This window comes from Rathayibacter sp. Leaf185 (genome assembly GCF_001423885.1).
Classification (GTDB): Bacteria; Actinomycetota; Actinomycetes; order Actinomycetales; family Microbacteriaceae; genus Rathayibacter.
On record NZ_LMPP01000005.1, the window covers coordinates 17,758 to 44,553 of the forward strand.

Sequence of the window (26,796 nt, forward strand, 5' to 3'; positions counted from 1 at the left end):
TCGATGTCCGCTCGCCGCCTCCGCACCCCGTTCGTCGCCCTGTCCGCCGTGCTCCTGCTCTCGGGGTGCGCCGCCGCCGTCCCCCTCGAGCCGGCCGCCGACGCGACGAACGAGGGCTGCGCCGAGGTGTCGGTGCGCCTGCCCGATGTCGTCGCCGAGCAGCCCGAGCGCGAGACGGACGCGCAGGGCACGGCAGCGTGGGGCACGCCGGCCGCCGTCATCCTGCACTGCGGGGTCGAGCCTCCCGGGCCCACCACCGACCTCTGCGTCTCCGTCAACGGCGTCGACTGGATCATCGACGAGACGCGGGCCGATGAGGACGTCTACACGTTGACCACCTACGGTCGCGACCCGGCCGTCGAGATCACGGTCGACCAGAGCCGCGCCTCCGGGACCTCGGCCGTCACCGACCTCGCGAACGCCGTCTCCTACCTCCCCCAGGACAGGGAGTGCACGGACGTGTCCGACACCGACACCCTCGACACGACGGGCACCCCGACCGGCTGACTCTGCCGCAGCGGTGAGAGGGCGTGCCGCGGAGCGGCTTCAGGCGCCGAGAGCGCCGCTCACCACGCGCAGCGCCTGGTCGGCGGGCGCGCCCAGCGCCCGGGCGCGGTCGACGTAGACCGAGGCGGCGAGCTGCAGCTCGCGCTCGACACCCTCGATGCCGCCCGCGACGATCGTCCCCGCACGGCCGCGGGTCTCGACGACTCCGGCCGCCTCCAGCTCCTTGTACGCGCGTGCCACCGTTCCCGGAGCGACCCCGAGCTGCTCGGCCAGGACGCGCACCGGAGGCAGCCGCGTCGCCAGCGGCAGCGCCCCCTCGGCGACCAGCCCGGCGATCTGCTCCCGGATCTGCTCGAACGGCGCGGCGGACTCCTCCGGGTCGACGCGGAGGTCGAGGGTCACTGCGCGGCGACCGGGAGCCGCTCGAGCGCGAGGTCGATCAGCTCGCCGATCAGGTCCGGGTAGTCCACGCCGCTCGCACCCCACATCCGCGGGAACATCGAGATCGGAGTGAAGCCCGGCATCGTGTTGATCTCGTTGATGACGAAGCCCTCCGCGGTGAGGAAGAAGTCGACGCGCGCGAGCCCCGCGGCACCGATCGACTCGAACGCCCGCACGGCGAGCGCGCTCATCTCGGCGAGCTCCTCGGCGGTCAGGTCGGCCGGGCAGATCAGATCGATGCCCGCCGCGCCGAGGTACTTGGCCTCGAAGTCGTAGAAGCCGCCGCCCGAGACGACGACCTCGCCCGCCACCGAGGTGCGGGCCGGGGCGCCGCCGAAGGCGCCGAGCACGCCGATCTCGATCTCGCGGCCGGCCATCCCCGACTCGATGAGCACGCGCGAGTCGTGCGCGAACGCCTCCTCGAGCGCGGCGCCCAGCTGCGAGCGCTCGTCGACGCGGCTCACCCCGACGCTCGACCCGGCCCGGGCCGGCTTCACGAACACCGGCAGTCCGAGGCCGTCGAGGGCGGCGGCGGCGTCACCCTGGTCGACGCGCCACTCCGACTCGGTCACGGTGTACCAGGGCGCGACGGCGATGCCGGCCGCCCGCAGGACCGTCTTGGTGAAGTGCTTGTCCATCCCGAGCGCCGAGGCGAGCACGCCGGAGCCGACGTACGGCAGGCCGATCAGCTCGAGCAGCCCCTGGATGGTGCCGTCCTCGCCCCACGGGCCGTGCAGGATCGGGAACACGACGTCGACGTCGCCCAGCGAGCGTTCGCCACCGCCGTCCGAGACGGTCAGCTCACGTGACACCGCCGACTCCGGCCAGCGCACGCGGCTGCCGTTGTCGACGACCTCGGGCAGGGCGGCCGCATCGAGCGCGAACTTCTCGGGACGGTCCTCCTCGAGCACGAACGCACCGTCGCGCGTGATCCCGACGGGGATCACCTCGAAGCGGTCACGGTCGATCGCCCGCAGCACCCCCGCCGCCGTTGCGCAGCTGATCGAGTGCTCGCTTGAGCGCCCCCCGAACAGAACGGCCACGCGGAGCTTGCTGGTCATCGAGGTTCCTCTCACCCTGAGGCTCGTCCGAATCCGTGGTCAGGTGCGGCGCGATGTCCTTCGGGTCGAGCGTACCGGCGAGCACCTGCGACACCTGCTCGACGATGGGCATGTCGACACCCCTGGCGCGGGCGAGCTCGAGCACCGGCGCGACCGAGGCGAGCCCCTCCGCCGTCTGCTGCATCGACTTGACGACATCGGTGAAGCTGTAGCCCTGGCCGAGCAGGCGCCCGGCCGTGTTGTTGCGCGAGAGCGACGAGCTCGAGGTGGCGATGAGGTCGCCGAGGCCGGCGAGCCCCGACATGGTCTCGGCCTTCGCTCCGTAGGCGACCGCGAAGTCGGTCATCTCGGCGAGGCCGCGCGTCATGATCGACGCCTTCGTGTTCTCGCCGTAGCCGACCCCGTCGACGATGCCGATCGCCACCGCGATCAGGTTCTTCAGCACGCCGCCGAACTCGGTCCCGATCACGTCGGTGTTGACGAACGAGCGGAAGTAGCGGTTGGTGGCGGCGAGTGCCACCTCCTGCGCCGTGACGAGGTTCTCGGAGGCGATCACTGCGGCGGTCGGCTGCTCCTTGGCGATCTCGAGGGCGAGATTGGGCCCTGAGGCGACCGCGATCCTGCTCGGATCGATCGGCAGCACCTGGAGGATCACCTCGCTCATCCGCAGCCCCGTGCCCTTCTCGACACCCTTCATCAGGCTGACGAGGACGGTGCGCTCGGTGAGGAACGGGGTGATGGCCTCGAGATTGCCGCGCAGGGTCTGCGACGGGATCGAGAGGTAGACGTGGTCGGCGCCCTCGAGCGCTTCCTCGATCCGCGGCGTGGCACGGATGTTGCGGGGCAGGTTGATGCCGGGGAGGTAGTCGCTGTTGCGCTTCGCCTCCGTGATCTCCCGCGCCAGCTCGGCTCGGCGCGCCCACATGACCACCTCGGAGCCGCCGTCGGCGAGGATCTTGGCGAACGTGGTCCCCCAGCTGCCGGCGCCGAGCACCGCCACCCGGCGCGGGACCGGGATCGGGCGCTTCTGGCCTCTACTGCTCGGACTCAAAGCGACCCGTCCCCTTCTGGTTGTGCTCGGCCGGGTTCCAGCGCTTCTCGGGCGCCGTCTCGCCGCGCAGCTCCTCGAGGAGCGCCGTGATCGCGGCCATCACGACCGCCGACGCCTCGTTCAGGGTCGCGGAGTCGAGGCTGCGCCCGCGGAACGCGGACAGGTCGACGGGGTCGCCGATCAGGACGTCGACCCGCTTCCGCCGGAAGAGCGTGACCTTCTTGGAGTAGCGCCCCATGAGCTGCTGCGTGCCCCAGTGCGCCATCGGGATGACCGGGAGGCCGTACTGCAGCGCCATCCGCACTGCGCCCGTCTTGCCGCGCATCGGCCACAGCTCGGGGTCGCGGGTGAGCGTGCCCTCGGGATAGATCAGCACCGAGCCACCGCGGTCGACCAGGTCCTTCGCCGCCTGGAGCGGCTGGCTCCCCCGCACCGAGCCGGCGCGCTCGACGGGGATCTGCCCGGAAGCGCGGAGGACGGCGCCGACGACGGGGACCGTGAAGAGCGACGCCTTCGCGAGGAAGCGCGGCGCACGACCCGCCCGCCACAGAGTCCAGCCCGTGATGAAGGGGTCGATCTCGCTGTAGTGGTTCGGCGCGAACACGAACGCGCCGGTCCGGGGGATCTTGTCGATATCGCGGACCCGCAGGTCGACGGAGGCGGTCAGCGTCGGGATCACCGCCGCCGCGAGGAACCAGAAGACGGAGGGACGACTGCGTTCAGACACCCGCCCATCCTCGCATCCCCGCGCCGGGGAGCCCGACTGCGCGCGCCCGGGCCGGACGACGGAACCCCGGGCCGTCGAGAGCGCCTGCAGGAGCAGGCGGCATCGACGATCCGGGGTTCCCTCGAGCAGGAGCCCTACGCGTCGAGCGAGAAGTCGGCGCCGAGCAGCTCGAGCTTGGTGAGGAAGTTCTCGTAGCCGCGGCTGATGATGCCGACGTTCGAGACCGAGGAGGTGCCCTCGGCCGAGAGCGCCGCGATCAGGTGCGAGAAGCCTCCGCGCAGGTCGGGGACGACGATGTCGGCTCCGTGCAGCTTCGACGGACCGGAGATGACGGCGGAGTGCATGAAGTTGCGCTGGCCGAAGCGGCAGGCCTGCCCGCCGAGGCACTCGCGGTGGATCTGGATGGTGGCGCCCATCTCGACGAGGGCGTCGACGAACCCGAAGCGCTGCTCGTAGACCGTCTCGTGCACGATCGAGACGCCCTTGGCCTTGGTCAGCGCCACCACGAGCGGCTGCTGCCAGTCGGTCATGAAGCCGGGGTGCACATCGGTCTCGATGATCACGGGCTTGAGCTCGCCACCGGGGTGGTAGAAGCGGATGCCGTCCTCGGCGATCTCGAACGCGCCGCCGACCTTGCGGAAGACGTTGAGGAAGGTCGTCATCTCCTGCTGGCGTGCGCCTCCGACGAAGATGTCGCCGTCGGTCGCGAGGGCCGCGGCGGCCCAGGAGGCGGCCTCGTTGCGGTCGAAGAGGGCGCGGTGGGTGTAGCCCGAGAGGCGCTCGACGCCCTCGATGCGGATCACGCGGTCGGTGTCGACCGAGATGATGGCGCCCATCTTCTGCAGGATGTTGATGAGATCCATGATCTCGGGCTCGATCGCGGCGCCGGAGAGCTCGGTGATGCCGGAGGCGCGGACCGCGGTCAGCAGGACCTGCTCGGTCGCTCCGACGCTCGGGTAGGGCAGCGACACCTTCGCGCCGTGCAGTCCCTCGGGCGCCGACATGCGGATGCCGGAGGGGAGCTTCTCGACGATGGCGCCGAAGTTGCGCAGCACCTCGAGGTGGTAGTCGATCGGGCGATCGCCGATCCGGCAGCCGCCGAGGTCGGGGATGAACGCCTCGCCGAGGCGGTGCAGGAGGGGTCCGCAGAACAGGATCGGGATGCGGCTGGAGCCCGCGTGCGCGTCGATGTCGGCCATGTGCGCCGACTCGACGTTGGAGGGGTCGAGGATGAGCTCGCCCACCTCGGGGCCCTGCTTCACCTTGACGCCGTGGACCTCGAGGAGGCCCTTCACGACGCGGACGTCGCTGATGTCGGGGACGTCGCGCAGGGTCGACGCGGTCTCGCCGAGGAGGGCCGCGACCATGGCCTTGGTGACGAGGTTCTTCGCGCCCTTGAGCTCGATGCGACCCTTCAGCGGTCGCCCGCCGTTGATCGTGATCCGCTCGGTCGTCATCCCCACCCTGGCCCCCGCCGCCTTCGCATCCTGAAGTGCCGTCCTGGCGTCCTGAAGAAGTGTGTTCACGCTATTTCACCGGCAATGTCTTGGGCCGCCAGCTCGCGCGACGGGTCTCGAATTCGGAAATGAGCGCTTCGTCGCGCAGGGTCAGACCGATGTCGTCCAGCCCCTCGATCAGGCGCCATCGTGTGTAGTCGTCGATCTCGAAGGGGAAGGTCTCGCCACCGGCGGTGACCGTACGGGCAACCAGATCGACGGTGAGTTCTATTCCCGGCTGCGCGTCGATGATCGCCCAGATGCGCTCGATGTCGTCCTCGGCGACCGCGGCGGCCAGCAGCCCCTGCTTGCCGGAGTTGCCCCGGAAGATGTCGCCGAAGCGGGAGGAGAGCACGACGGTGAAGCCGAAGTCGCGCAGCGCCCAGACCGCGTGCTCGCGGCTCGAGCCGGTGCCGAAGTCGGGCCCGGCGACGAGGATGCCCGCCCCGCGGAAGGGCGCCTGGTTGAGGACGAAGTCCTCCTCCTGGCGCCAGCCGTAGAAGAGGGCGTCCTCGAAACCGGTCTTGGTGACGCGCTTGAGGAACACCGCCGGGATGATCTGATCGGTGTCGACGTTGCTCCGCTTGAGCGGTGCGGCGATGGCGGTGACGGTCTCGAACTTCTGCATGATCAGGCCTCCACCAGTTCGCGAGCGGGCTCCAGATCGGACGGGCTGGAAAGGGTGCCGCGCACGGCGGTCGCCGCGGCGACCAGCGGCGAGACCAGATGGGTGCGCCCGCCCTTGCCCTGGCGGCCCTCGAAGTTGCGGTTCGAGGTCGACGCACAGCGCTCCCCCGGAGCGAGCTGGTCGGGGTTCATCCCGAGGCACATCGAGCAGCCGGCGAAGCGCCACTCGGCCCCGAAGTCGAGGAAGACCTTGTCGAGGCCCTCCGCCTCGGCCTCGATGCGCACACGGGCGGAGCCGGGGACGACCATGACGCGGACGCCGGGCGCCTTGGTGCGTCCCGCGATCACAGAGGCGAACGCACGGAGGTCCTCGATGCGCGAGTTGGTGCAGGAGCCCATGAAGACCGCGTCGACCGGGATCTCCTTCATCGGGGTCCCCGCCTCGAGATCCATGTACTCGAGGGCGCGGCGGGCGTTCGAGCGCTCGTTCGGGTCCTCGATCGACTCCGGGTCGGGGACGGCCTGCGAGAGCGAGACGCCCTGGCCGGGGTTCGTGCCCCAGGTGACGAACGGCTCGAGCTCGTCGGCGTCGAGGACGACCTCGGCGTCGAACACGGCGCCCTCGTCGGTGGGCAGGGTGCGCCAGTACTCGACGGCGTCGTCCCAGTCCTGCCCGGCGGGGGCGTGCGGGCGGCCCTTCAGATAGGCGAAGGTCGTCTCGTCGGGAGCGACCATGCCGGCACGCGCGCCCGCCTCGATCGACATGTTGCAGATGGTCATGCGGCCCTCCATCGAGAGCGCGCGGATCGCGGAGCCGCGGTACTCGAGGACGTAGCCCTGACCGCCTCCTGTGCCGATCTTCGCGATGACGGCCAGGATGATGTCCTTCGCCGTCACGCCCTCGCGCAGGGTGCCGTCGACCGTGATCGCCATCGTCTTGAACTGCTTCAGCGGCAGCGTCTGGGTCGCCATGACGTGCTCGACCTCGCTGGTGCCGATGCCGAACGCCATCGCACCGAAGGCGCCGTGAGTGGACGTGTGCGAGTCGCCGCAGACCACCGTGATGCCGGGCATGGTGAGACCCAGCTGGGGCCCGACGACGTGGACGATGCCCTGCTCCACGTCGCCCAGCGAGTGCAGGCGCACACCGAACTCGGCGCAGTTGCGGCGCAGGGTCTCGATCTGGGTACGGCTCGTCAGGTCGGCGATCGGACGGTCGATGCCGACCGTCGGGGTGTTGTGGTCCTCGGTGGCGATCGTGAGATCGGGGCGGCGGACGGGACGGCCGGCCAGGCGCAGGCCGTCGAAGGCCTGCGGACTGGTCACCTCGTGCACGAGGTGCAGATCGATGTAGATCAGGTCGGGAGTGCCGTCCTGGCCCTTCGATACGAGGTGGTCGTCCCAGACCTTCTCGGCCAGGGTCCGCGGGCGGGCGGCCACGGCATCGTGGCCCGTACCGGCGTTCGTGTCGGTCGTACTGTCGTTCATGTCGGTGGATTCTCTTCCTCGGGAAGGATGGTCAGCCCACGAGAGACACCGCGACGAGAGAGGCCTGTCAGATCGAGGTCTCGTCGCGGCGGAGAAGAAGGAGCCGGCCGAACAGCATTCGACGAGGATAGCACCGCGCACGCGGTGGGCCGGGGACGACCGGAGCGCCTGTCGCAGGGGCTACGGAGTGGCGAGCATCGCGATGAGCACGGCGGGCACCACGAGGAGGGCCGCGGCTCCGACGACGACGCCGCCGACGACGAACACGGCGGCGGCAGCCGCGCCGAGCATGCCGAAGAGGCCGCCGCGCCGTGCGACGGGGAGTGCCTCGTGCTCGAACCACTCGCCGTCGAGGGGATCGGGCGCCTCGGACTCGTGGCGCGCCGCCTCTTCGAGGCGCTGCGGGAGCTCGGCGAGCATGCGGGCCGCATGCGGCGACTCCGACGCCAGCTCGAGGGGCTGCACCAGCGCGCGCTCGGCCAGCTCGAAGGGGTCCTCGTCGGTGCTGACGAGAGCCCGCTCGAAAGCGTGCAGCTCCTCGGGGGCCGCTCCGCTCTCGACGAGGTAGCCCCAGCGGCCCGCCTCGATCAGATCGCCGGAACGACGGTAGAGCTCGGAGAGCAGGATGCGGGGATCGAGCCAGGCGGGATCGGCGGCGACGCAGCGCTCGAGCAGCGAGACCGCTCCACGGACGTCCCCCTCGGCGAAGCGCGTCTTCGCGCGATCGAGAGCCTCGTCGGTGTTCATCCCTCCAGTATGCCGTTCGACAGCCGGGCTCTGGAGTTGACGCGACACGATGCCGCAACCCGTCCGGGGGGGCACCTGGCGCGAGGAGGGTCGCGCCTCAGGCCGCCGGTCCGAGAAGGGCGTCGACCACGACGACGGTCACGTTGTCGCGACCACCGGCCGCGATCGCCTCACGGACGAGAGACTGCGCGAAGTCGGCGGGGGCGATCCCGCCCGCGTCGCGCCGCTCGAACAGGTCGGCGATCCGCTCGTCCGAGAGCTCCTTGGTCAGACCGTCCGAGCAGAGGAGGTAGCTCGCCCTCGGGACGATCGGGAGGGTCCAGACGTCGGTCTCGACGGCGTCGTCGGCTCCGAGGGCACGCGTGACGATATTGCGGTCGGGGTGCGATTCGGCCAGCTCCCGGGTGATCAGGCCCGCGGCCACCAGCTCCTGGACGGCCGAGTGATCGACCGTGAGCTGCTGGATCCCGGAGCCGTCCCACCGGTAGACGCGCGAGTCGCCGACGTTGAAGAGGGCCCAGCGCGCGGGGCCTGCGCCGTCGGGCCGCACGAGCGTCAGCCCGGTCAGGGTGGTGCCGCAGAGCGCACCGCCCACATCGAGATCGCGGACCGCGGTGTTGGCGGCCTCGACGAGGTCGAAGACGGCGTCGACGGGCCCGATCGTCGCCGGGGCGTTCGCGCGGAGGGCGTCCACGGCCGTCGCGCTGGCCAGATCGCCGCGCGCGTGCCCGCCCATGCCGTCGGCGACCGCGAGGAGGAGGTCCTCGGCGAGCAGCGCGTCCTCGTTGACCCGGCGCACGGTGCCGACATCGGTGCTGCTGGTCACCGACAGGCGCAGCACGCCCTGCGGGAGCTCGATGCTCGTCGCGCTCATCGGCCCGTCACTTCTCCTCGGCGCCCGAGCGGGGCGCGTCGGTGTCGGACACCACCTCGGGGTGGCCGTCGTGCATCTCGATGTGGCTGTGCTCGCGGCGCATCTTGAGCAGGCTCGCCACTGTCGCGACCGTCATGCTGACGACGATCACGGCGAGCGAGGTCCAGGTGTCGATGTCCCAGACGGGGACGGGCTCGCCTCCGTTGATGAAGGGCAGGTCGTTCTCGTGCAGGGCGTGCAGCACGAGCTTCACGCCGATGAAGGCGAGGATGAAGGCGATGCCGTACTTGAGGTACTCGAGCTTGTCGATCAGACCGCCCAGGAGGAAGTAGAGCTGACGCAGCCCCATCAGAGCGAAGATGTTCGCGGTGAAGACGATGAACGGGCTCTCGGTGATGCCGAAGATCGCCGGGATCGAGTCGAGCGCGAACAGCAGGTCGGTCGAGCCGATCGCCAGGAACACGATGAGCATCGGCGTGAAATGGCGCGTGCCGTCGATGGTGGTGCGGATCTTCGAGCCGTCGAACTCGTCCGAGATCTTCACCCGGCGGCGCAGGAGGCGGATCAGCAGATTGTCGGTGCCCTCGCTGTCGTCCTCCTTGCCGAAGGCCTGGTTGTAGGCCGTGTAGACCAGGAACGCGCCGAAGAGGTAGAAGATCCAGCTGAAGCTCTCGATGAGCTGGGCGCCGAGCAGGATGAAGACGCCGCGGAAGATCAGCGCGATGATGATGCCCACCATCAGCACTTCCTGCTGGTACTTCGGCGGGACGGCGAAGCGCCCCATGATGATGACGAAGACGAACAGGTTGTCGATCGAGAGGCTGTACTCGGTCAGCCAGCCCGCGAGGAACTGCCCCGCCGTCTCGCCGTCGCCCAGCACCAGCATCGCCAGGGCGAACAGCAGCGCGAGGCTCACGTAGAAGCCGACCCAGAGACCCGACTCCTTGAGGCTCGGCACGTGCGGACGCTTGTAGACCAGCAGGAGATCGGCGGCGAGGATCAGGCTCAGGACGACGAAGGAGCCGACCACGAACCAGACGGGCAGATCGATCATGGGAGGGGGCCTTTCGGGGTGGGTGGAGGTCCGACGGTCTCTCCCCGGGGCCCGGAGGGCGCAGCCCGACCGTGCGCCCGCCCCGCTCCCGGCATCGCGGCGGCGCGAGGCGTGCTGACGGGGGCGGGAAGGTCGGGATACTCCCCTTCGCGGATGCGAGCCTAGCGTCGATCCGGACCGTGCTGACGGACCGTGTTAACCGACGAAAGCCCCCGGTGAACCGAGGGCTTTCAAGGGTGTTGCCGTGGTGACCCCAGCGGGATTCGAACCCGCGTTACCGCCGTGAGAGGGCGACGTCCTAGGCCGCTAAACGATGGGGCCGCGTTTTTGCAACTCGAAGAGTGTTGCACACCGATCTGCACCGGTGCAAATCGGCGGGGGCGAGCGCCTTGCACCGCGACTCCGGCCGCGCTTAGCTCGGGGCATGCGACTGACCAAGCTCGAGCACTCCACCGTCCTCGTCGAGGAGGCGGGCGCCCGCCTCGTGATCGACCCCGGCTCCTTCACCCGCCCCGTCGACGGCACCGCCGACACGGTCGCGGTCGTCATCACGCACGAGCATCCCGACCACTGGACCCCCGAGCAGCTGGAGCGGCTGCGGGGAGCGAACCCCTCCCTCCGGATCTTCGGGCCCGCTGGAGTCGCCGCGGCCGCCGAGGGATTCGACGTCGAGACCGTCGCCGAGGGAGACCTGGTCGAGGTCGGCCCCTTCGAGCTGCGCTTCTTCGGCTCCCGGCACGCGGTCATCCACCGCTCGATCCCGGTGATCGACAACGTGGGCGTCCTCGTCGACGGGCGCTTCTACTACGCGGGCGACTCCTTCACCGTGCCTTCCGGGGTCGACGTCGAGGTTCTCGCCGCCCCCTCCGGCGCCCCGTGGATGAAGATCGCCGAGTCGATCGACTACGTGCTCGCGCTGGCGCCGCGGCACGCCTTCGCGACGCACGAGGCGGTGCTCTCGGAGGCCGGGCAGAAGCTCGGGCACGACCGCCTGGGCTGGGCGACCCAGGAGGGCGGCGGCGAGTACCACGCGCTCGCCTCCGGAGACACGCTGGAGGTCTAGCGACACCGCCAGCCGGGGGCGTCGGAGTGGACGACGTTCGCGAGGTCGGCGCCGAACTCGAAGCTCCAGCGGGCGGAGTCGCCCGCGACCAGCACTCCGGGGAGCCAGAATCGCGCGTCGTCCCACATCGCGGTGTAGGGGACCTCGGCGACCGGCACGAAACCGGCGTCGAGCTCGCTGGAGGCGACGACATCGCCCTCCCAGCGCCGGCAGACGAAGACGTGCGAGCGCTGGCTCCACGCCGGGCGGTGCGGGAAGCGGTAGTCGAGACGGCCGCGCGGCTCGAGATCGCGCGGATCCGCCCGCAGCCCGACCTCCTCTGCGAGCTCGCGCACCGCCGCCTGCTCGGGTGACTCGCCGGGCTCGAGCTTGCCGCCGGGCGCGACGATCCGGCCCTCGCCGAGGCCGCGGCGCTTGCGGCCGAGCAGCACCTCGCCTCCGTCGACCGTCTCGCGGAGCACGTAGACGACGCACACCTCGGGCAGATCGGGCACGCGTACCTCCGCTCGCCGCGGCAGGGGGCTCCGGACCGCCGTCGTAGGCTAGCCGGGTGACGACGACCGCGCTCGAGCGCTTCCAGGCCCTGCTGCGGGTCGACACGGTGTCGCACTCGGACGAGTCGAAGACCGACTGGAGTCGGTTCTACGTCTTCGTCGAGCTGCTCGAGCAGCTCTACCCGGCACTGCACACGGCGCTCGACCGCGAGATCATCGCCGGGCACTCGGTCCTCTGGCACTGGAAGGGCGCCGAGGCCGGCGATCCCTCGGTGCTGATGGCGCACTACGACGTGGTCAGCGTGACGCCCGAGGACTGGTCGAGCGCCCCGTTCGCGGCCGACACGGTGCTGCGGCCCGACGGGCGGACCTCGGTCATCGGCCGGGGCGCCGTCGACGACAAGGGGTCGCTCGTGACGCTGCTCGAGGCGGTCGAGGCGGCGGTCCTGCGCGGCGAGCGGCCGCAGCGCGACGTCTACCTGGTCTCGACCCACAACGAGGAGACGGCGGGCGACGGCGCACCCTCGGTCGTCTCCCTGCTGGCGGCCCGCGGGGTCCGGCCTCGCTTCGTGCTGGACGAGGGCGGGAACGTGCGACGCGGCATCGTCCCCGGCGTGACGACTCCGATCGCCGTCGTCGGTGTGACCGAGCGCGGCATCATGAACCTCGAGCTCACCTGCCACGATGCAGGCGGACACGCCTCGGCTCCCCCTCCCCTGCCGGGCATGCTCGCGACGCAGCGCCTGGCCCGCGCGATCCACCGGCTCACCGAGAACCCGTTCCCCTCGACGCTCCCCGAGCCGATCGCCGAACTGGTCAGGGCCGCCGCACCGCACGCCGACGCGGCGCACTCCGTCTGGTACGCGCACCCCCACGAGCACCCGGACGCCGTCATCGGCGCGCTCGCCTCGCACTCGAACCGCTCTGCGGCGATGCTCCGGACGACCGTCGCCGTGACCCAGCTGCGCGGGAGCACCGGAGCGAACGTGCTGGCCTCGACCGCGAGCGCCGTGGCGAACGTGCGCATCAACCCCGGCGGCACCGTCGCGGGGGTCGTCGAGCGCATCCGCTCCGTCATCGACGATCCAGAGGTCGAGATCGAGGTGCAGGTCGCGCACGAGCCCTCCCCCGTGTCGCCGACGGGCGAGCCCGGCGACGGCGGCCCCTACGACGTGCTGCAGCAGGTGGTGCACGAGGTGTTCCCGGAGGCGATCGTCGCCCCCTACGTGCAGACCGGCGGCAGCGACGCCCGCCACTTCCACGCCATCAGCGACGGCGTCTACCGCTTCATCCCGTTCGAGATCAGCCCGCAGCAGCAGCTCGGCATCCACGGAGCCGACGAGTCGATCGAGGTCGACCAGTTCGAGCGCGCGATCGTGTTCTACGCGGCGCTGCTCGCCCGGCTCTGAGGCGCGCCGGCTCCGAGCGCTCTGGCGCGGGAACGCGTCCGATTCTGGGAAAAGCGTTCGATGACGCGCCGATTCGTGTTGGCCGCCCGTTCACCCCGGGATGATGGACTGGCGCTCGCGGGCATTCCCCTTGGATCCCGCGGAGAAGCTCCGCTAGTGTCGATGCTGAAACATCCGATTCAGCTCCCGCAGATCGTGAAACTCGAGGATCATGACCGTCCGTCAGGCCGAGTACCCCCGGCCCAACCACTTCATCCTTCACCTCAGCGACACGCACTTCATCGCCGGAGACGGGGGCCTCTACGGCTCCGACGTCGACAGTGAGGCGCAGCTCCGCCGGCTGTTCGACGAGCTCGAGGAGTCGGGCGGCCGCCCCGAGGCGATCGTCATCACCGGCGACCTCGCCGACAAGGGCGAGCCGCAGGCCTACGCCAAGCTCCGCGCCGTCGTCGAGCCGGCCGCCGCGCGCCTCGGCGCCGAGGTCATCTGGGTGATGGGCAACCACGACGATCGCGGAGCGTTCCGCTCGGGGCTGCTCGACCAGCTGCCGACCACGCAGCCGATCGACCGCGTGCACGACGTCAACGGGCTGCGGATCATCGCGCTCGACTCGACGGTCCCCGGTGCGCACTACGGCGAGATCTCGGACGCCCAGCTCGACTGGCTCGCCGAGGAGCTCTCGAGCCCCGCGCCGCACGGCACGATCCTGGCGCTGCACCACCCGCCGGTCCCCAGCGTCCTCGACCTGTCGGTGCTCGTCGAGCTCCGCGACCAGCCCGCGCTGGCCGAGGTGCTCGAGGGCTCGGACGTCCGCAGCATCATCGCCGGACACCTGCACTACTCCTCGACCGCGACCTTCGCCGGGATCCCCGTCTCGGTGGCGTCGGCGACCTGCTACACGCAGGACCTCAACGTCCCCGTCGGCGGGACGCGCGCCCGCAACGGCGCGCAGGCCTTCAACCTGATCCACGTGTACGACGGCACCGTGCTGCACTCGGTGGTGCCGATCGGGGTCTCGACCGAGGTCTCCTACGTGTCGGCGAACGAGACGCAGCGCATCCTCGCGGAGCACGGCGTCGAGATCGCGGCGGCCACGGCCGCTCCGGTCGCCCGCGACGAGGCGCTCTACCCGCCGATCGCCGAGCCCGTCAGCGTGTAGCGCGTCGTGGGAGGGGCGCGGAGTCAGCGTCCCGGGCGACCTCCCGCGCGGTCCTTCGCGAACAGGTAGCCGGCGAAGGCGAGGGCCGAGCCGAGCGCGAGTCCCACACCGATCCCGGCTCCGACTCCGATGCCGGGGAAGACGAGCGAGCTCGCCACCCCGAGCAGCAGCCCGAGCACTCCCCCGACGACGGCCCAGACCACGGTCAGTCCTCGCGCTCCCACGGTGCCGGGATCGGGTAGTACTCCTCGAGGAACCCGATGACGGCCTTGGTGCGTGCCTCCGCCGAGATCTCGGGGAAGCTGCCGTCGTTGAGGCAGAAGAAGTCGACGCTGCGGTTCTTGAGCAGCTTCTTCATGTCCTTCAGCCCCTGCAGCATCGTCGTGTCGACGTACTTGACGGAGGCGTTCTCCTGCACCACGGCGCGGCCGGTCATCAGCGCGTAGTAGTGGTAGAGCGAGTTGGTGACCGAGACGTCGCTGGAGGAGCGGAAGCGGCTCGCGGCGGTCGCGGTGAACTCCGGCTCGAACTCGGCCTCGAGCTCGGCCATGACCGTCTTGCGCAGCGGTGTGGCGGCGTGCTCGAGGTGACGCGTGGTCATCGCGCCGAAGCGCTCGCGGAGGAGCCGGCGGTTGACGCGGGCGGCGTTCTCGAATCCGCTGCGCGCCGCGTTGGAGTCGCCCATGCCGATGCGGGTGGTCGCCTCGATGAACTTGGTGATGCCTCCGGGCGAGAAGAAGATCGACGGGTTCACGGGGCGCCCGAAGAACATGTCGTCGTTCGAGTAGAGGAAGTGCTCGGCGAGACCCGGGATCCGGTGCAGCTGGCTCTCGACGGCGTGCGAGTTGTGCGTCGGCAGCACCGACAGGTCGCGGAAGTGGTCCTCGCTGCGCACGAGCGTGACGTCGGGGTGGTCCTCGAGCCAGCGCGGTCTCGGCGAGTCGGTGACGATGAAGATGCGGCGGACCCACGGGGCGTACATGTAGACGCTGCGCAGCGCGTACTTGAGCTCGTCGATCTGGCGGAAGCGAGCGGGGGCGTCGTCGCCCTCGCCGACCACGTAGCTCGCCATGCGGGCGGCGCGGGCGCGCTGGAACTCGAGATCGGTGCCGTCCACCCACGAGAAGACCATGTCGACGTCGAAGCGGATGTCGCTGACGAGGGGCTCGAACATGCCCTCGAAGGTCGGCCATGTGCGGCCGTAGAGCTCGACGTGCGCATCGATCGCCTCGGTGACGGGCAGGCTGTTGCGCATCAGGGCGTTCTCGGCGGGAGTGATGATCTCCTCCTCGCCGACCTTCCAGAACTCCAGGCGCACCCCGCTGCGCGCGCCGTAGCGGAGCGAGCCGTTCGAGGAGACACGGGGGCGGAAGAGCGAGAACACGGCGGCGCGCGGGTACGGCGCGATCATCCCCTCGGCGAGCAGCTGCGGAGGGGTGCCCCGCTTGTCGAGGGTCTTCACGTAGAACGGCTCGGTCGCGAAGGCGCGCGCGAGCAGCGTGGCGAGCTCGGCGCCGAGCGAGCGGTCGATCGCCAGGAAGGGCGAGCCGTCGTTGCCGCGGATGAGGCGATAGGGGAACTCGGCCTCGTCCAGGACCTCGCCGAGGGCGATCAGATCCTCCGTCCACGCCGCGCGCGGGGTCGTACTCGAGTTCACCAGCGAGAACAGGCCGGCATGGACCACGACGTCGTCGCGGTCGAAGTGGCGCGGACGCAGGAGGGGTGAAGGCAGAGCACGGACGGAAGGCATGATTCACATTATCCGCCGCCGGGGTTTCTCCTGTGTCACCGGCGGTTCACCTTGACAGGGAGTGCAGGCGCGCGAGGGCCTCGTCGCCCCTGATCGAGGCCTCGTGCTCGAGCCGTCCCTGCTCCGCGAACACGACTCCGAGGACGAAGGCGGGCTCGCCGCGCTGCTCGGCCGACACGGCGTGGGCGAGCACGGTCTCGCGCAGCGCGGCGGCATTGCGCTCCTCACCGAGGGCGTCGGCGATCCGCTCGGCCGCCGACTCGAGGGCGCGGTGCCTCTTCTTCACGGCCGACGGGACGACCGACGACCAGGCCTGCATCAGGTAGCGGAGGCGCTTCGCGGCCTTGCGGATCTCGTGGCGGGCGATGTCCGCCTCCTCCACCGGCGCGCTCCGCGCCCGCTCGAGCCTGCCCAGCTCCTTCTCGACCGAGCGGTCGATCAGCCTCGTGACCCCCGAGCCGGCGTGCTTCCTGAACGCAGGAGCCGCGAGGAGGGCGTCGAGAGAGGCGAGCAGCGCGAGGTAGCGGTCGTCGACGAGGGTCCGGGAGACGACAGCGAGAGCAGTGGCGTGCCTCTGCTCGCCCGCCTCGACGAGAGCGTCGATTCCGGAGGAGGCGCCCGGCGCCTGCGCGATCGCCGCGTCGACCGCGGAGTGCAGCCGCTCGGCGAGCACTTCCTCGTCGCGGGCGGCTCCGAGGATCTCCGCGAGCCTGCGGAGCTCGTCGCGGATCGGATCGGTCGCCTCGCGCTCGAGCACCGACCGGGACCCGGCGAGCACCGTGCGCAGGCGACGGGTGAGGACGCGCATCCGGTGCAGGGCGTCCTCGGTCTCGAGGCGCACGTGCGGATCGATCGCGCGGAGGTCGCGCAGCAGGAGGCGGATCGCGGCGAGCGCCGCCTCCCCTCCGGTGCTCGGGGAGGTGACGGGCTCCTCGAGGGGACCGCCCGTGGCGCGGGCGAGCTTCGAGGCGCTCTCGGCAGGACGGGCGCCGGCGTCGAGCAGTCGCTCCTCGATCGCGTCGAGCGCGGCCTCGCCCTCGGTGCCGCGAACATCGACCAGCTCGACCTCCCACTCGCGCCAGCGCCGCTCCTGGCCCGAGCGCGCATCGACCGCGATCACGAGATCGTCGGCGATCTCGGCGAGCAGGCGCCCGTCGGCGTCCACCGCGCGGGTGATCCCGCGTACGGTCTCGAGGACGGCCAGCGTCTCGAGACGGGAGTGCGCGACGTGCGCGAGGACAGGCTCGCGCACGGCGTCCGGCACGGTGCGCGACTCGGTCAGCGGTACGTGGATCTCGGTGCGCCCCGCGGATCCGGGGAGCTTCACGTGCCAGCCCTCGTCGGCTCCGCCCTCCCGGCGCCGGAGGGTGATCCGACCGCGGGAGAGCGCGCGGTCCGCGCTGTCGAAGTACTCGGCGCGGAGGGTCACCGGCTCCTCGCGGACCACGCTCGCCACGGCTCCCGCACCGACGAGCTCGGGCAGCTCGGCCTCGGCGTCGACGTCGTACTTGCGCTCGATCTCGGTCTGCACGCGGCGGGAGGGGCTCGTCTTCTTCGCTGAATGGCTGGCCATGCTCCATTGTGCGCAGTCCGAGGCGTCCTCCCGCACCATCGCGAGCTCGTCCTGCGAGCGCCGCCTAGGCTGGTGCGATGACTGCGCCCGTCCCTCCTGTCGCCCGCCGCATCCCCCTCGAACGCCGCCATCACGGTGATGTCGTCGTCGACCAGTACGAGTGGCTGCGGCAGAAGGAGGACGAAGAGGTCCTCGCTCACCTCGAGGCCGAGAACGCCTACACCGACGCCGTGCTCGAGCCGCTCGCGCCGCTGCGCCAGAGCATCTTCGACGAGATCCGCTCGCGGACGAAGGAGACCGACCTCTCCGTGCCGGTCCGCGAGGGCGCCTGGTGGTACTTCTCGCGGTCGTACGAGGGCCGTCAGTACGCGGTGCACTGCCGTGCCCCGATCTCGGGTGCCGACGACTGGACGCCTCCGTCGATCGCCGAGGGCGGCCCGCTCGAGGGCGAGCAGGTCGTCCTCGACGGCAACGCGGAGGCGGAGGGGCACGACTTCTTCTCGCTCGGCAGCTTCGATGTCTCGAGCGACGGCCGCTTCCTCCTCTTCGGCACCGATATCGAGGGCGACGAGCGCTACACGCTGCGGATCCGCGACCTCTCGACCGGGGAGGACCTGCCCGACGTGGTGGAGGGAACGGGCGGCGGCGCGACCTTCGGCGCCGACGCCCGCTTCGTCTTCTACCCGACCGTCGACGAGTCGTGGCGACCCGACACCGTGTGGCGCCACGAGGTCGGCACCGACTCCTCCGCCGACACCGTGGTGTTCTCGGAGCCGGACGGGCGCTACTGGATCGGCATCGGCCTCACCCGCAGCCGCCGCTACCTGGTCATCGAGATCGGCAGCAAGATCACCAGCGAGTGCCTGCTGCTCGACGCCGGCGACCCCACGGGCGAGTTCCGCTCCGTCTGGCCCCGCCGCGAGGGCGTGGAGTACGAGGTCGAGCACGCCGTGGTCGACGGGCGCGACCGGCTCCTGATCGTGCACAACGACGGCGCGCTCGACTTCGAGATCGTCGAGGAGCCGGCCGACCTCGATCGGAGCCCCGAGGAACGAGCCGCCGAGCGCCGTGTCGTCGTGCCGCACGCGGCAGGGCGCCGCATCGAGGGCGTCGACGCCTTCGCGCAGCACGTCGTGGTCTCGTACCGCTCCGAGGGGGCGACCCGCCTCGGCCTGCTGCGCGACGGCTCGGACGAGGCGGTGCTGGAGGAGATCGTCTTCGACGAGCCGCTCTACGACGCGGGTCTCGCCGGCAACCCGGAGTGGGAGCAGCCCGCTCTGCGCCTCGCCTACACCTCGTTCGTGACACCCTCGACGGTGCTGACCCTCGACGTGGCGACGGGTGAGCGCACGGTGCTCAAGCAGCAGCCGGTGCTCGGCGACTACGACCCCGAGCGATACGTCCAGCGGCGCGACTGGGCGACGGCCGCCGACGGCACGCGCATCCCGCTCTCGCTGGTCTGGCGACGCGACGCGGCCGACCCGGACTCCGCGCCGGCCCCGCTGGTCCTCTACGGCTACGGCTCGTACGAGGCCAGCATCGACCCGGGCTTCTCGATCGCGCGGCTCTCGCTGCTCGACCGCGGAGTCGTCTTCGCGATCGCGCACGTGCGCGGCGGGGGCGAGATGGGCCGCTCCTGGTACGAGAACGGCAAGACGCTCACCAAGCGCAACACCTTTACCGACTTCGTCTACGCGGCGCACCACCTCGTCGCGGCGGGCATCACGACTCCGGAGCGGCTCGTCGCCCAGGGCGGCTCGGCCGGCGGTCTGCTGATGGGCGCGGTCGTGAACCTCGCCCCGGAGTCGTTCGCCGGGATCCTCGCGCAGGTGCCGTTCGTCGACGCGCTCACCTCGATCCTCGATCCGTCCCTGCCGCTGACGGTGATCGAGTGGGACGAGTGGGGCGACCCGCTGCACGACGCCGAGGTGTACGCCTACATGAAGTCCTACTCCCCCTACGAGAACGTGCGCGAGGGCGTGCGGTACCCACGGATCCTCGCCACCACGAGCCTCAACGACACCCGCGTGCTCTACGTCGAGCCGGCGAAGTGGGTCGCGCGGCTGCGCGAGGTGGGGGCGCCCGCGCTGCTCAAGATCGAGATGACGGCGGGGCACGGCGGTGTCAGCGGGCGCTACGAGCGCTGGCGCGAGGTCGCGTTCGAGTACGCGTGGACGCTGGACGTGCTCGGGCTGTCCTGAGCGCGGTTCCCGCACGGGCGTGCTCCGATCGACGGGGCACGCCGCAAGCCCCAGCGGCCCGGCACCCGGGCCGGTTAGGGTCGGGGGTGCCGACGAAGGGGAGAGCCGACCAATGAGCGCAGGCCTATCGATCGACCGGGCCACGGCCTGGGTGGCGCAGCAGCGGTGGTACGCGAGCAAGGGGCGCAGCCCCGTCCTCGAGGTCCGCGGGGAGTGGACGCTGCGGCGTGACGGCGGCGACATCGTCGTGATGCTCGTCATCGACCGCGCGGGCACCGGCCCGGTGCTGTACCAGGTGCCCGTGACGGTGCATCCGGAGCCCGTCGCGGGCCTCGAGGAGGCACTGATCTCGGGCGAGGGCGGCCGGTACGTCTACGACGGCCCGCGCGATCCCTTCTTCGCGGAAGCGCTGATGGCGATGATCGCCGACGGCGGCTCCTCCGACGCCGAGGGCGCCCTCGGCCACGCTCGCGCCGACGGGCACCGTCAGCCGGGCGCCGTGATCGGCGCGTTCGCGTCCTCGCGCATCCTGAGCGGCGAGCAGTCGAACACCTCGATCATCGTGCAGACGACAGCGGAGGACGGCTCGGCCGGGACCCCCGTGATCGTGAAGGTGTTCCGCGCGCTGCACCACGGCGACAATCCCGACGTGACCGTCCAGTCGGCTCTCAACGCGGCCGGCAGCACGCTCGTGCCTCCGGTGGTCGGCAACGTGACCGGCGAGTGGGACGACTCCGGAGAGGAGTCGGGCCGCGCGTTCGGCCACCTCGCCTTCGCCCAGGAGTTCCTCCCCGGCGTCGAGGACGCGTGGCGCGTCGCCCTCGAGGCCGTCGGAGCCGACGCCGACTTCACCGGCCCGGCCCGCGAGCTGGGCATCGCGACAGCGGAGGTGCACGCGGTGCTCGCCGGGGTCATGGAGACCGAGGACGCCTCGCCCGAGGTGATCGAGCGGATGATCGCCAGCATGCGCCGGCGCCTCCGGATCGCGTCCGCCGAGGTCCCCGTGATCGCCGAGGACGCGGAGGCGATCGACGCGGTGTTCCGCGCGGCCGCCGCCGCACCGTGGCCGCGGCTCCAGCGCATCCACGGCGACTACCACCTCGGACAGGTGCTGTCGGTCCCCGGCCGGGGCTGGGTGCTCCTCGACTTCGAGGGCGAGCCGCTGCGGCCGATGAACGAGCGGCGGATGCCGGACATCGCGCTCCGCGACGTCGCGGGCATGCTGAGGTCGTTCGACTACGCGGCGGGAGCCTCCGAGCAGGACTCCCCCGGCACCTCCCGCGCCGCCTGGGCGGCGGCGACCCGCGCGGCGTTCCTCGAGGGGTACGCCGAGCGGGCTGGTGACGCGGTCACCGCGCACCGAGCCGTCCTCGACGCGTTCGAGCTCGACAAGGCCGTCTACGAGGCGATCTACGAGGCCCGCAACCGGCCCGGCTGGCTGTCCATCCCCGTCGCCGCGGTGCAGCGGCTCGCCTCGCACTCGTAGGGTTCAGAGATGAGCGAACGCGACACGACCCCCGAGCCCCTCGATCCGCTGAGCGACTTCTCGCTGCCGGGCGACGCCGACCTGCACGTGGAGGGCGACGCCTCCGGAGCGGACGGCACCGAGATCGCGGAGCCGGGAGACGACGACGACCGACGCGCGGCCGACGACTCCGCCCGAGGCTAGAGCCAGCCCCACTTCTTGAAGAGGCGGTGCAGGACGACGCTGGAGGCGAGCATCGCGGCCAGGGCGGCGGGGTATCCCCAGGCGAGGTGCAGCTCCGGCATGGCGTCGAAGTTCATGCCGTAGACACTCGAGATCATGGTCGGCGCGAAGAAGATGGCCGCCCATGCCGAGATCCGCTTGACCTCGTCGTTCTGCTGGTTGCCCGCCTCCGCCAGCTTCTTCATGTCCTCGTTCTGGCGCTGGGCGACCAGGGTCGCGTTGACGGCGAGGATCTCGCGGAGGGTCGTGCGGAAGCCGTCGACGCGCTCGTTCACCACCGCGACGTGGTCGGCGACGTCGCGGATGTAGCGGCGCAGCTCGACGTCGGACTGGAAGACCTCGAAGTCGGTCACGAGGCGCCCCAGCATGCCGACCAGCGGCGAGACCGCGCGCTGGAAGTCGAGCACCTCCTGGCTGAGCTCGTAGATGCGCCGCGACACCGCGGGGTCCCCCTCGAAGACCTGGGCCTCGATCTCGTCGATGTCGTTCTCGAGACCGGCCACGACGGGTGAGTACTGGTCGACCACGGCGTCGAGGATCGCGTACAGCACCGCGACGGGGCCGACCCGCAGCAGAGCGGGGTCGGACTCCATCCGGCGGCGCACGAGCGAGAGGTCGGGCTTCTCGGAGTGGCGGACCGTGACGACGAAGTTCGGGCCGACGAACAGGTGCAGCTCGCCGAAGTCGACCTCCTCGCGCTGATCGGAGTAGCTGGCGGCGCGGAGCACGACGAACATGTCGGCGCCGTAGCGCTCGAGCTTGGGCCGCTGGTGCGCGCTGATCGCGTCCTCGATGGCGAGCGGGTGCATCGAGAACTCCTCCTCGAGGGAGGAGAGCTCGGCCTCGGTGGGCCGGTAGAGGCCGATCCACGCCATCGCGTCGGGCAGCTTCTGCAGCGCGGCGAGCGCCTCCGGGATGCTGTGCGGCGAGACGACGCGGTGGCCGTCCTGGTAGATCGCGTTGTCGACCGTGCTGGTGCGCGGGGGCTCCTCAGTGGGGAGGATCCGCTCGATCGGGCTCGTGTCCTCGGCGGCCGCTCGAGTGCGCGAGCCGATCCCGAGGATCGTCGCGGGGACGCGGGGCAGTCTCATCCCGGCTCCTCTCGTCGTGGCCGACGACCCATTCTGCACCCGCGGGTGAACAGGAGGTGTCGTCGTGCGCGGCCGGTGTCGGAGGTGCTCAGTAGCCTGGACGGGCACGACGGCACCCCTCGCGAAAGGACGGACGTGAAGCTCCTGCACACCTCCGACTGGCACATCGGGCGCACGTTCCACGGCCACTCGAGCGTCGGCGCGCTCTCGCTCGTGCTCGACGCGCTGGTCGAGACCGTGCGGGCGGAGGAGGTCGACGCGGTCCTCGTCGCCGGCGACGTCTTCGACTCGGCCGTCCCCGCCGCCGAGCACTACACCCTGCTGACGCGGACGCTCGAGGCGATCCGTGCGGCGGGCGCCGAGGTCGTGCTCACGAGCGGCAACCACGACTCCCCCGCGCGGCTGGGCTTCCAGGCGGGGCTGCTGCGCACCTCCGGAGTGCACGTGCTCACCGACCCCGAGCGGTACACCGAGCCGGTGGTGCTGCGCGGCGCCGACGGCATCGAGGTGGGCGTGTACGGCATCCCCTACCTCGAGCCGGCGCTCTACCGTCACCGGCACCCGGAGGAGTCGCTGCGCCGCCACGAGGACGTCCTCGCGTTCGCGATGCGGCGGGTCAGGGCGCACGCCGAGGCCGCAGGGCGGCGATGGATCGTGATGTCGCACTGCTTCGCCGTCGGTGCGCCGGCCGGAACGGTCGAGCGCGACATCACCGCGGGCGGCATCGACTACGTCTCGGTCGACCACTTCGCCACGGCCGACTACGCGGCCCTCGGCCACATCCACGGGCGGGCGACGCTGCTGCCGAACGTCCGATACTCCGGTGCGCCGCTGCACTACTCGTTCGGCGAGGCGTCGAAGCCGCGCGGCGGCTGGCTCGTCGAGCTCAAAGCCTCCGGTCTCGGCGAGGTCGCCTGGTCGCCCGTGCCGGTGCCCCGTCGCCTGAGCACGATCGAGGGGCCGCTCGAGCAGCTCCTGAGCGATCCCTCGCTCGCCGAGTACGAGGGCGACTGGGTCTCGGCGGTGCTCACCGACGAGGTGCGCCCGCTCGACGCGATGGCACGGCTGCAATCGCGGTTCCCGGGTTGCGCGACGCTGGAGCACCGGCCGCCCCACGCCGCCGACGACCGGCGCGAGTACGCCGAGCGCATCCGCGGGCGCAGCGACGTCGAGGTGGTCGACGACTTCCTCGCGCACGTGCGCGGCGGCCACGGCGCGAGCGAGGTCGAGCGCGCGCTCGTGCTCGACGCGCTCGCGGCCGTCGACGTCGAGGCGATGCGGTGAGGATCCGGCGCCTCGCCTTCGCGGGCCTCGGCCCCTTCCGCTCCGAGCAGTGCATCGACTTCGACGCCCTCGAGGACGTCGGCATCTACCTGATCGCGGGCCGCACCGGAGCCGGGAAGTCGACGATCCTCGATGCGATCAGCTTCGCGCTCTACGGGTCGGTGCCGCGCTTCGACGGCACGGCGACGCGCCTCCGGAGCGACCACAGCGCACCCGAGGACGAGACGTTCGCCGAGCTCGACTTCGAGGCGGCGGGGCGGCTGTACCGGATCCGTCGCTCTCCCGAGTACGAGCGCCCGGCCAAGCGCGGCGGCGGGACGACGAGGCAGGCCGCGAAGGTGTCGCTGCTCGAGCACGTCGACGGCGAGTGGACGGGCCTGTCCTCGAGTGCCCGCGAGACCGGAGCCGACATCGGCCGCATCGTCGGCCTGGCGAAGGACCAGTTCCTGCAGGTGATCCTGCTCGCGCAGAACCGCTTCCACGAGTTCCTGCTGGCGAAGAACGACGATCGGCAGCGGCTGCTCCGCACGCTGTTCGCGACCGAGCGCTACGAGCTGCTGCGCAAGCGCCTGCTCGAGCAGCGGCAGCAGAGCGCGGCGGCGCTCGAGGAGGAGCGCGCGGCTGTGACCGCGCTGGCCGACGAGGCCCGCCGCGTCGCCGGGGAGGAGGAGCCGGGTGTCGTCGACCTTCCCTGGTTCTCGGAGCTCGTCGCGCGACTCGAGCCGGTGCTGACGGGGGCGCGTACCGAGGCCGCGGAGGCGGACCGCGGCGATCGCGAGGCGCGACAGGCGCTCGAGGCGGCTCGGATCCTCCGCCGCTCGCAGGAGCGGCGCTCGCGTGCGCTGCGCGAGGCCGAGGAGCTCGCCGTGGCCGAGCCCGCCGCTGCCGAGCACCGCGAGCGGATCGAGCGCGCCCGTCGGGCCGACGGCGTACTGCCGGTGCTGCGGAGTGCTCGTACCGCCCGAGCGGCCTCCGAGACCGCCGCGGTGGCGCGGGAGGGGGCGGGCGAGCGGTTCGCAGCGATGTTCGGGCTCGCGCCCGATCACGCGGCGGCGTCGGAGGCGGTCGAGGCTCTGACGACACGGCTCGGAGCGCTGGCCGACGTCCTCGCCGACGAGCAGCGGCTGCCCGAGGCGAGCAGGAGCGCCGAGCAGGCGCAGAACGCCCGCGAGAAGGCGGATCGCGCCCTCGAGATCGTCGAGGTCGAGGCGCGGGAGCTGCCGTCACGGCTCGATGCGCTCGAGAGCGAGGAGTCGGCACTCACCCCCGAGGCCGCTGCGGTCGCGGGACTCGCGGAGGACCTCGCCGCCCTCGAGCGGCGCATCGCCCTGCTCGCCGAGCGTGCTGCTGCGGCCACCACCCTCGACGACCGGCGCGCCGCTCACGCCGGCGCCGTCCGCCGGCACGGGGAGCTGGCCGCTGAGCACGCCCGCCTCGTGGCGCAGCGCTTCGCGGGCTTCGCCGGCGAGCTCGCTGCTGCTCTGCACGACGACGAGCCCTGCCCCGTCTGCGGATCGACCGAGCACCCCGCGCCCGCGAGCCACGGTGACCGCACTCCGGTCGGCGTGGCAGACCTCGACCGGGCGCGCCTCGAGGTCGAGCGCGCCGCCTCCGCGATGGACGCCGCGCGCGCCGAGGAGAACGCCGCCGCGCTCGCGTGGGCCGCGCTCGACGAGCGCGCCGGACGCGAGAGCGCGGACGAGCTCGAGCGCGCCCGCGTGACAGCCCTGCGGCGACTCGACTCCGCGCGGACGGCCGCTGCCCGCTGCGAGACCCTGCGACGCGAGCGCACCGCCGTCCGGGTGCGCGCCGACGAGCTGACGACGTCGATCGACGCCGCACGCGAGAAGCGCGACCTCCGCGCCGGCGAGACGGCCGCCGCGGAGGAGTCGCTGCGGATCCTCCGCGAGCGCGTCGACGCCCACAGGGGCGTGGCCGCCAGCATCGCCGACCGGGTGTCCGGACTCCGCGAGGAGCGTCGCGTGGCGGAGGCGCTGCTCGAGGCCGAGGAGCTCGCATCGACCCGCGCCGAGGCCGCCGAGGCGGCGGAGGAGCACCTCTCGGAGGTCCTCGAGGACCGAGGCTTCCCCACCGCCGAGGCCGCCGAGGCAGCCGCCCTCTCGAGCGGTGAGCGGGCACGCGCCGAGGCCGTCGTCGCCGAGCACGAGCGTCGCCGCTCCGCCGTCGACTCCGTGCTCGCCGAGCCCGAGCTGCACGAGCTGCCGACGGCGCCCGTCGACGTCCCCGCCGCCGAGGAGGCGGCTCGCATCGCCTCCGCCCGGCGCGACGACGCCCGTCGCGAGCTCTCGCTGCTCGAGGATCGAGCCGAGCGCCTCGGCAGCATCGCGAGACTGGCCGAGACGCGACTCGCCGGACTCGATGCACGCCTCCGCAGTCACGACGAGCTGCGCGCGCTCGCCGACACGATCGACGGCCATGGCCAGAACTCGAGGCGGATGGACCTGGAGGCGTTCGCGCTCGCGGGTCGCCTGGAGGAGATCGTCGCCGCAGCGAACCTCCGCCTGACCGCGATGACCAGCGGCCGGTACACCCTCGCCCACGACGACTCCCTCGCCTACCGCGGCGCCGCCTCCGGGCTCGGGATCGACGTGCTCGATGCCTTCACCGGCGCTCGCCGCCAGCCGGCATCACTGTCGGGCGGCGAGACGTTCCTCGCCTCGCTGGCGCTGGCGCTCGGACTCGCCGACGTCGTGACGATGCAGTCGGGCGGCATCTCGCTCGAGACCATGTTCATCGACGAGGGATTCGGCTCCCTCGATGCCGAGACCCTCGAGACCGCCCTGGGCACCCTCGACGCGCTGCGCTCGGGCGGCCGGACCATCGGCCTGATCAGCCACGTCGACGCCATGCGCGAGCGCCTCCCGACCGGCCTCCGCGTCATCGTCAGCGACCGCGGCGACAGCACGATCCTGACCGCCTGACGGCGCGGGTCCGGGCTTCTCACGAACATCCCGGACCCGCTGCTAGGGT

Annotated in this window: 24 protein-coding genes and 1 tRNA gene; 9 read left to right on the plus strand and 16 right to left on the minus strand. The window is 71.5% G+C overall.

The window, feature by feature from the left end:
• Window positions 1-3: 3 nt before the first annotated feature.
• On the plus strand, window positions 4-507 hold the full coding sequence (locus ASG06_RS16135) for a DUF3515 domain-containing protein (protein ID WP_056044397.1): 504 nt from the start codon (window positions 4-6) through the stop codon (window positions 505-507).
• A gap of 39 nt (window positions 508-546) precedes the next feature.
• On the opposite strand, the gene ASG06_RS16140 is transcribed toward ASG06_RS16135, so the two are convergent.
• The 11 genes from ASG06_RS16140 to ASG06_RS16190 form a co-directional block, all read right to left on the minus strand.
• Window positions 547-909 carry a GntR family transcriptional regulator gene (locus ASG06_RS16140; protein ID WP_056044399.1) on the minus strand — a complete coding sequence of 121 codons (363 nt, stop codon included), beginning with the start codon at window positions 907-909 and terminating at the stop codon, window positions 547-549.
• On the minus strand, window positions 906-2,009 hold the full coding sequence (locus ASG06_RS16145) for a D-alanine--D-alanine ligase family protein (protein ID WP_056044401.1): 1,104 nt from the start codon (window positions 2,007-2,009) through the stop codon (window positions 906-908). The genes ASG06_RS16140 and ASG06_RS16145 overlap by 4 nt, the downstream gene beginning before the upstream one ends.
• Window positions 1,906-3,003 carry an NAD(P)H-dependent glycerol-3-phosphate dehydrogenase gene (locus ASG06_RS16150; RefSeq protein WP_197409442.1) on the minus strand — a complete coding sequence of 366 codons (1,098 nt, stop codon included), beginning with the start codon at window positions 3,001-3,003 and terminating at the stop codon, window positions 1,906-1,908. Before ASG06_RS16150 ends, ASG06_RS16145 begins: the two co-directional genes overlap by 104 nt.
• Window positions 3,004-3,043: 40 nt before the next feature.
• Complete coding sequence (locus ASG06_RS16155; RefSeq protein WP_056044406.1) at window positions 3,044-3,787, minus strand: lysophospholipid acyltransferase family protein; 744 nt, start codon at window positions 3,785-3,787, stop codon at window positions 3,044-3,046.
• 134 nt (window positions 3,788-3,921) lie between these two features.
• Window positions 3,922-5,244, minus strand: coding sequence for a UDP-N-acetylglucosamine 1-carboxyvinyltransferase (gene murA, locus ASG06_RS16160; RefSeq protein ID WP_156466014.1), 1,323 nt, complete (start codon window positions 5,242-5,244; stop codon window positions 3,922-3,924).
• A gap of 70 nt (window positions 5,245-5,314) precedes the next feature.
• Complete coding sequence (gene leuD, locus ASG06_RS16165; protein ID WP_056044411.1) at window positions 5,315-5,911, minus strand: 3-isopropylmalate dehydratase small subunit; 597 nt, start codon at window positions 5,909-5,911, stop codon at window positions 5,315-5,317.
• Window positions 5,912-5,913: 2 nt separating this feature from the next.
• A complete protein-coding gene (leuC, locus tag ASG06_RS16170) occupies window positions 5,914-7,398 on the minus strand; it encodes a 3-isopropylmalate dehydratase large subunit (RefSeq protein WP_056044413.1) in 1,485 nt (494 codons plus the stop codon).
• Between the two features lie 180 nt (window positions 7,399-7,578).
• On the minus strand, window positions 7,579-8,145 hold the full coding sequence (locus tag ASG06_RS16175; protein ID WP_056044414.1) for a DUF6584 family protein: 567 nt from the start codon (window positions 8,143-8,145) through the stop codon (window positions 7,579-7,581).
• A 97-nt stretch (window positions 8,146-8,242) separates the two neighbouring features.
• A complete protein-coding gene (locus ASG06_RS16180) occupies window positions 8,243-9,019 on the minus strand; it encodes a PP2C family protein-serine/threonine phosphatase (protein ID WP_056044416.1) in 777 nt (258 codons plus the stop codon).
• A gap of 7 nt (window positions 9,020-9,026) precedes the next feature.
• A complete protein-coding gene (locus tag ASG06_RS16185) occupies window positions 9,027-10,073 on the minus strand; it encodes a TerC family protein (protein ID WP_056044417.1) in 1,047 nt (348 codons plus the stop codon).
• A 245-nt stretch (window positions 10,074-10,318) separates the two neighbouring features.
• Window positions 10,319-10,394 (minus strand) — tRNA-Glu (locus tag ASG06_RS16190).
• A gap of 103 nt (window positions 10,395-10,497) precedes the next feature.
• Between ASG06_RS16190 and ASG06_RS16195 the strand changes: the two genes are divergently transcribed.
• Complete coding sequence (locus ASG06_RS16195) at window positions 10,498-11,136, plus strand: MBL fold metallo-hydrolase (RefSeq protein WP_056044419.1); 639 nt, start codon at window positions 10,498-10,500, stop codon at window positions 11,134-11,136.
• Here ASG06_RS16195 and ASG06_RS16200 read toward each other — a convergent pair.
• The gene (locus tag ASG06_RS16200) at window positions 11,133-11,630 is read right to left on the minus strand and encodes an 8-oxo-dGTP diphosphatase (RefSeq protein WP_056044421.1); all 498 of its coding nucleotides are present in this window, start codon (window positions 11,628-11,630) and stop codon (window positions 11,133-11,135) included. The genes ASG06_RS16195 and ASG06_RS16200 overlap by 4 nt on opposite strands.
• A gap of 56 nt (window positions 11,631-11,686) precedes the next feature.
• On the opposite strand from ASG06_RS16200, the gene ASG06_RS16205 reads away from it, so the two are divergent.
• Together ASG06_RS16205 and ASG06_RS16210 are read left to right on the plus strand one after the other, a co-directional pair.
• The gene (locus tag ASG06_RS16205) at window positions 11,687-13,039 is read left to right on the plus strand and encodes a M20/M25/M40 family metallo-hydrolase (protein ID WP_056044423.1); all 1,353 of its coding nucleotides are present in this window, start codon (window positions 11,687-11,689) and stop codon (window positions 13,037-13,039) included.
• Between the two features lie 211 nt (window positions 13,040-13,250).
• A complete protein-coding gene (locus ASG06_RS16210; RefSeq protein WP_056044429.1) occupies window positions 13,251-14,198 on the plus strand; it encodes a phosphodiesterase in 948 nt (315 codons plus the stop codon).
• Window positions 14,199-14,221: 23 nt separating this feature from the next.
• On the opposite strand, the gene ASG06_RS16215 is transcribed toward ASG06_RS16210, so the two are convergent.
• The 3 genes from ASG06_RS16215 to ASG06_RS16225 are packed head-to-tail and all read right to left on the minus strand — an operon-like array spanning window position 14,222 to window position 17,521.
• A complete protein-coding gene (locus tag ASG06_RS16215) occupies window positions 14,222-14,401 on the minus strand; it encodes a hypothetical protein (RefSeq protein ID WP_056044431.1) in 180 nt (59 codons plus the stop codon).
• Window positions 14,402-14,403: 2 nt separating this feature from the next.
• Window positions 14,404-15,948, minus strand: a complete 1,545-nt coding sequence (locus tag ASG06_RS16220) for a stealth conserved region 3 domain-containing protein (protein WP_056044433.1) — start codon at window positions 15,946-15,948, stop codon at window positions 14,404-14,406.
• A gap of 46 nt (window positions 15,949-15,994) precedes the next feature.
• A complete protein-coding gene (locus tag ASG06_RS16225) occupies window positions 15,995-17,521 on the minus strand; it encodes a CYTH and CHAD domain-containing protein (protein ID WP_162239032.1) in 1,527 nt (508 codons plus the stop codon).
• 77 nt (window positions 17,522-17,598) lie between these two features.
• On the opposite strand from ASG06_RS16225, the gene ASG06_RS16230 reads away from it, so the two are divergent.
• From ASG06_RS16230 to ASG06_RS20075, 3 genes are all read left to right on the plus strand, one after another.
• Window positions 17,599-19,722: a S9 family peptidase gene (locus ASG06_RS16230; protein ID WP_056044438.1), complete on the plus strand. Its 2,124-nt coding sequence runs from the start codon at window positions 17,599-17,601 to the stop codon at window positions 19,720-19,722.
• A gap of 112 nt (window positions 19,723-19,834) precedes the next feature.
• Window positions 19,835-21,208: a maltokinase N-terminal cap-like domain-containing protein gene (locus tag ASG06_RS16235; protein ID WP_056044440.1), complete on the plus strand. Its 1,374-nt coding sequence runs from the start codon at window positions 19,835-19,837 to the stop codon at window positions 21,206-21,208.
• Between the two features lie 9 nt (window positions 21,209-21,217).
• A complete protein-coding gene (locus ASG06_RS20075; RefSeq protein ID WP_156466015.1) occupies window positions 21,218-21,391 on the plus strand; it encodes a hypothetical protein in 174 nt (57 codons plus the stop codon).
• On the opposite strand, the gene ASG06_RS16240 is transcribed toward ASG06_RS20075, so the two are convergent.
• A complete protein-coding gene (locus ASG06_RS16240; protein WP_056044442.1) occupies window positions 21,388-22,521 on the minus strand; it encodes a magnesium and cobalt transport protein CorA in 1,134 nt (377 codons plus the stop codon). The genes ASG06_RS20075 and ASG06_RS16240 overlap by 4 nt on opposite strands.
• A 135-nt stretch (window positions 22,522-22,656) precedes the next feature.
• On the opposite strand from ASG06_RS16240, the gene ASG06_RS16245 reads away from it, so the two are divergent.
• A complete protein-coding gene (locus tag ASG06_RS16245; RefSeq protein ID WP_056044443.1) occupies window positions 22,657-23,805 on the plus strand; it encodes an exonuclease SbcCD subunit D in 1,149 nt (382 codons plus the stop codon).
• Window positions 23,802-26,747: an AAA family ATPase gene (locus ASG06_RS16250; protein ID WP_056044445.1), complete on the plus strand. Its 2,946-nt coding sequence runs from the start codon at window positions 23,802-23,804 to the stop codon at window positions 26,745-26,747. Before ASG06_RS16245 ends, ASG06_RS16250 begins: the two co-directional genes overlap by 4 nt.
• Window positions 26,748-26,796: the final 49 nt, after the last annotated feature.

Bases quoted from the DNA above. Each gene is read 5' to 3' on its own strand.
- ASG06_RS16135 (WP_056044397.1), top strand. From the start codon at position 4: ATGTCCGCTCGCCGCCTCCGCACCCCGTTCGTCGCCCTGTCCGCCGTG.
- ASG06_RS16145 (WP_056044401.1), bottom strand. From the start codon at position 2,009: ATGACCAGCAAGCTCCGCGTGGCCGTTCTGTTCGGGGGGCGCTCAAGC.
- murA (WP_156466014.1), bottom strand. From the start codon at position 5,244: ATGACGACCGAGCGGATCACGATCAACGGCGGGCGACCGCTGAAGGGT.
- leuD (WP_056044411.1), bottom strand. From the start codon at position 5,911: ATGCAGAAGTTCGAGACCGTCACCGCCATCGCCGCACCGCTCAAGCGG.
- leuC (WP_056044413.1), bottom strand. From the start codon at position 7,398: ATGAACGACAGTACGACCGACACGAACGCCGGTACGGGCCACGATGCC.
- ASG06_RS16175 (WP_056044414.1), bottom strand. From the start codon at position 8,145: ATGAACACCGACGAGGCTCTCGATCGCGCGAAGACGCGCTTCGCCGAG.
- ASG06_RS16180 (WP_056044416.1), bottom strand. From the start codon at position 9,019: ATGAGCGCGACGAGCATCGAGCTCCCGCAGGGCGTGCTGCGCCTGTCG.
- ASG06_RS16185 (WP_056044417.1), bottom strand. From the start codon at position 10,073: ATGATCGATCTGCCCGTCTGGTTCGTGGTCGGCTCCTTCGTCGTCCTG.
- ASG06_RS16195 (WP_056044419.1), top strand. From the start codon at position 10,498: ATGCGACTGACCAAGCTCGAGCACTCCACCGTCCTCGTCGAGGAGGCG.
- ASG06_RS16210 (WP_056044429.1), top strand. From the start codon at position 13,251: ATGACCGTCCGTCAGGCCGAGTACCCCCGGCCCAACCACTTCATCCTT.
- ASG06_RS16220 (WP_056044433.1), bottom strand. From the start codon at position 15,948: ATGCCTTCCGTCCGTGCTCTGCCTTCACCCCTCCTGCGTCCGCGCCAC.
- ASG06_RS16225 (WP_162239032.1), bottom strand. From the start codon at position 17,521: ATGGCCAGCCATTCAGCGAAGAAGACGAGCCCCTCCCGCCGCGTGCAG.
- ASG06_RS16230 (WP_056044438.1), top strand. From the start codon at position 17,599: ATGACTGCGCCCGTCCCTCCTGTCGCCCGCCGCATCCCCCTCGAACGC.
- ASG06_RS16235 (WP_056044440.1), top strand. From the start codon at position 19,835: ATGAGCGCAGGCCTATCGATCGACCGGGCCACGGCCTGGGTGGCGCAG.
- ASG06_RS20075 (WP_156466015.1), top strand. From the start codon at position 21,218: ATGAGCGAACGCGACACGACCCCCGAGCCCCTCGATCCGCTGAGCGAC.
- ASG06_RS16240 (WP_056044442.1), bottom strand. From the start codon at position 22,521: ATGAGACTGCCCCGCGTCCCCGCGACGATCCTCGGGATCGGCTCGCGC.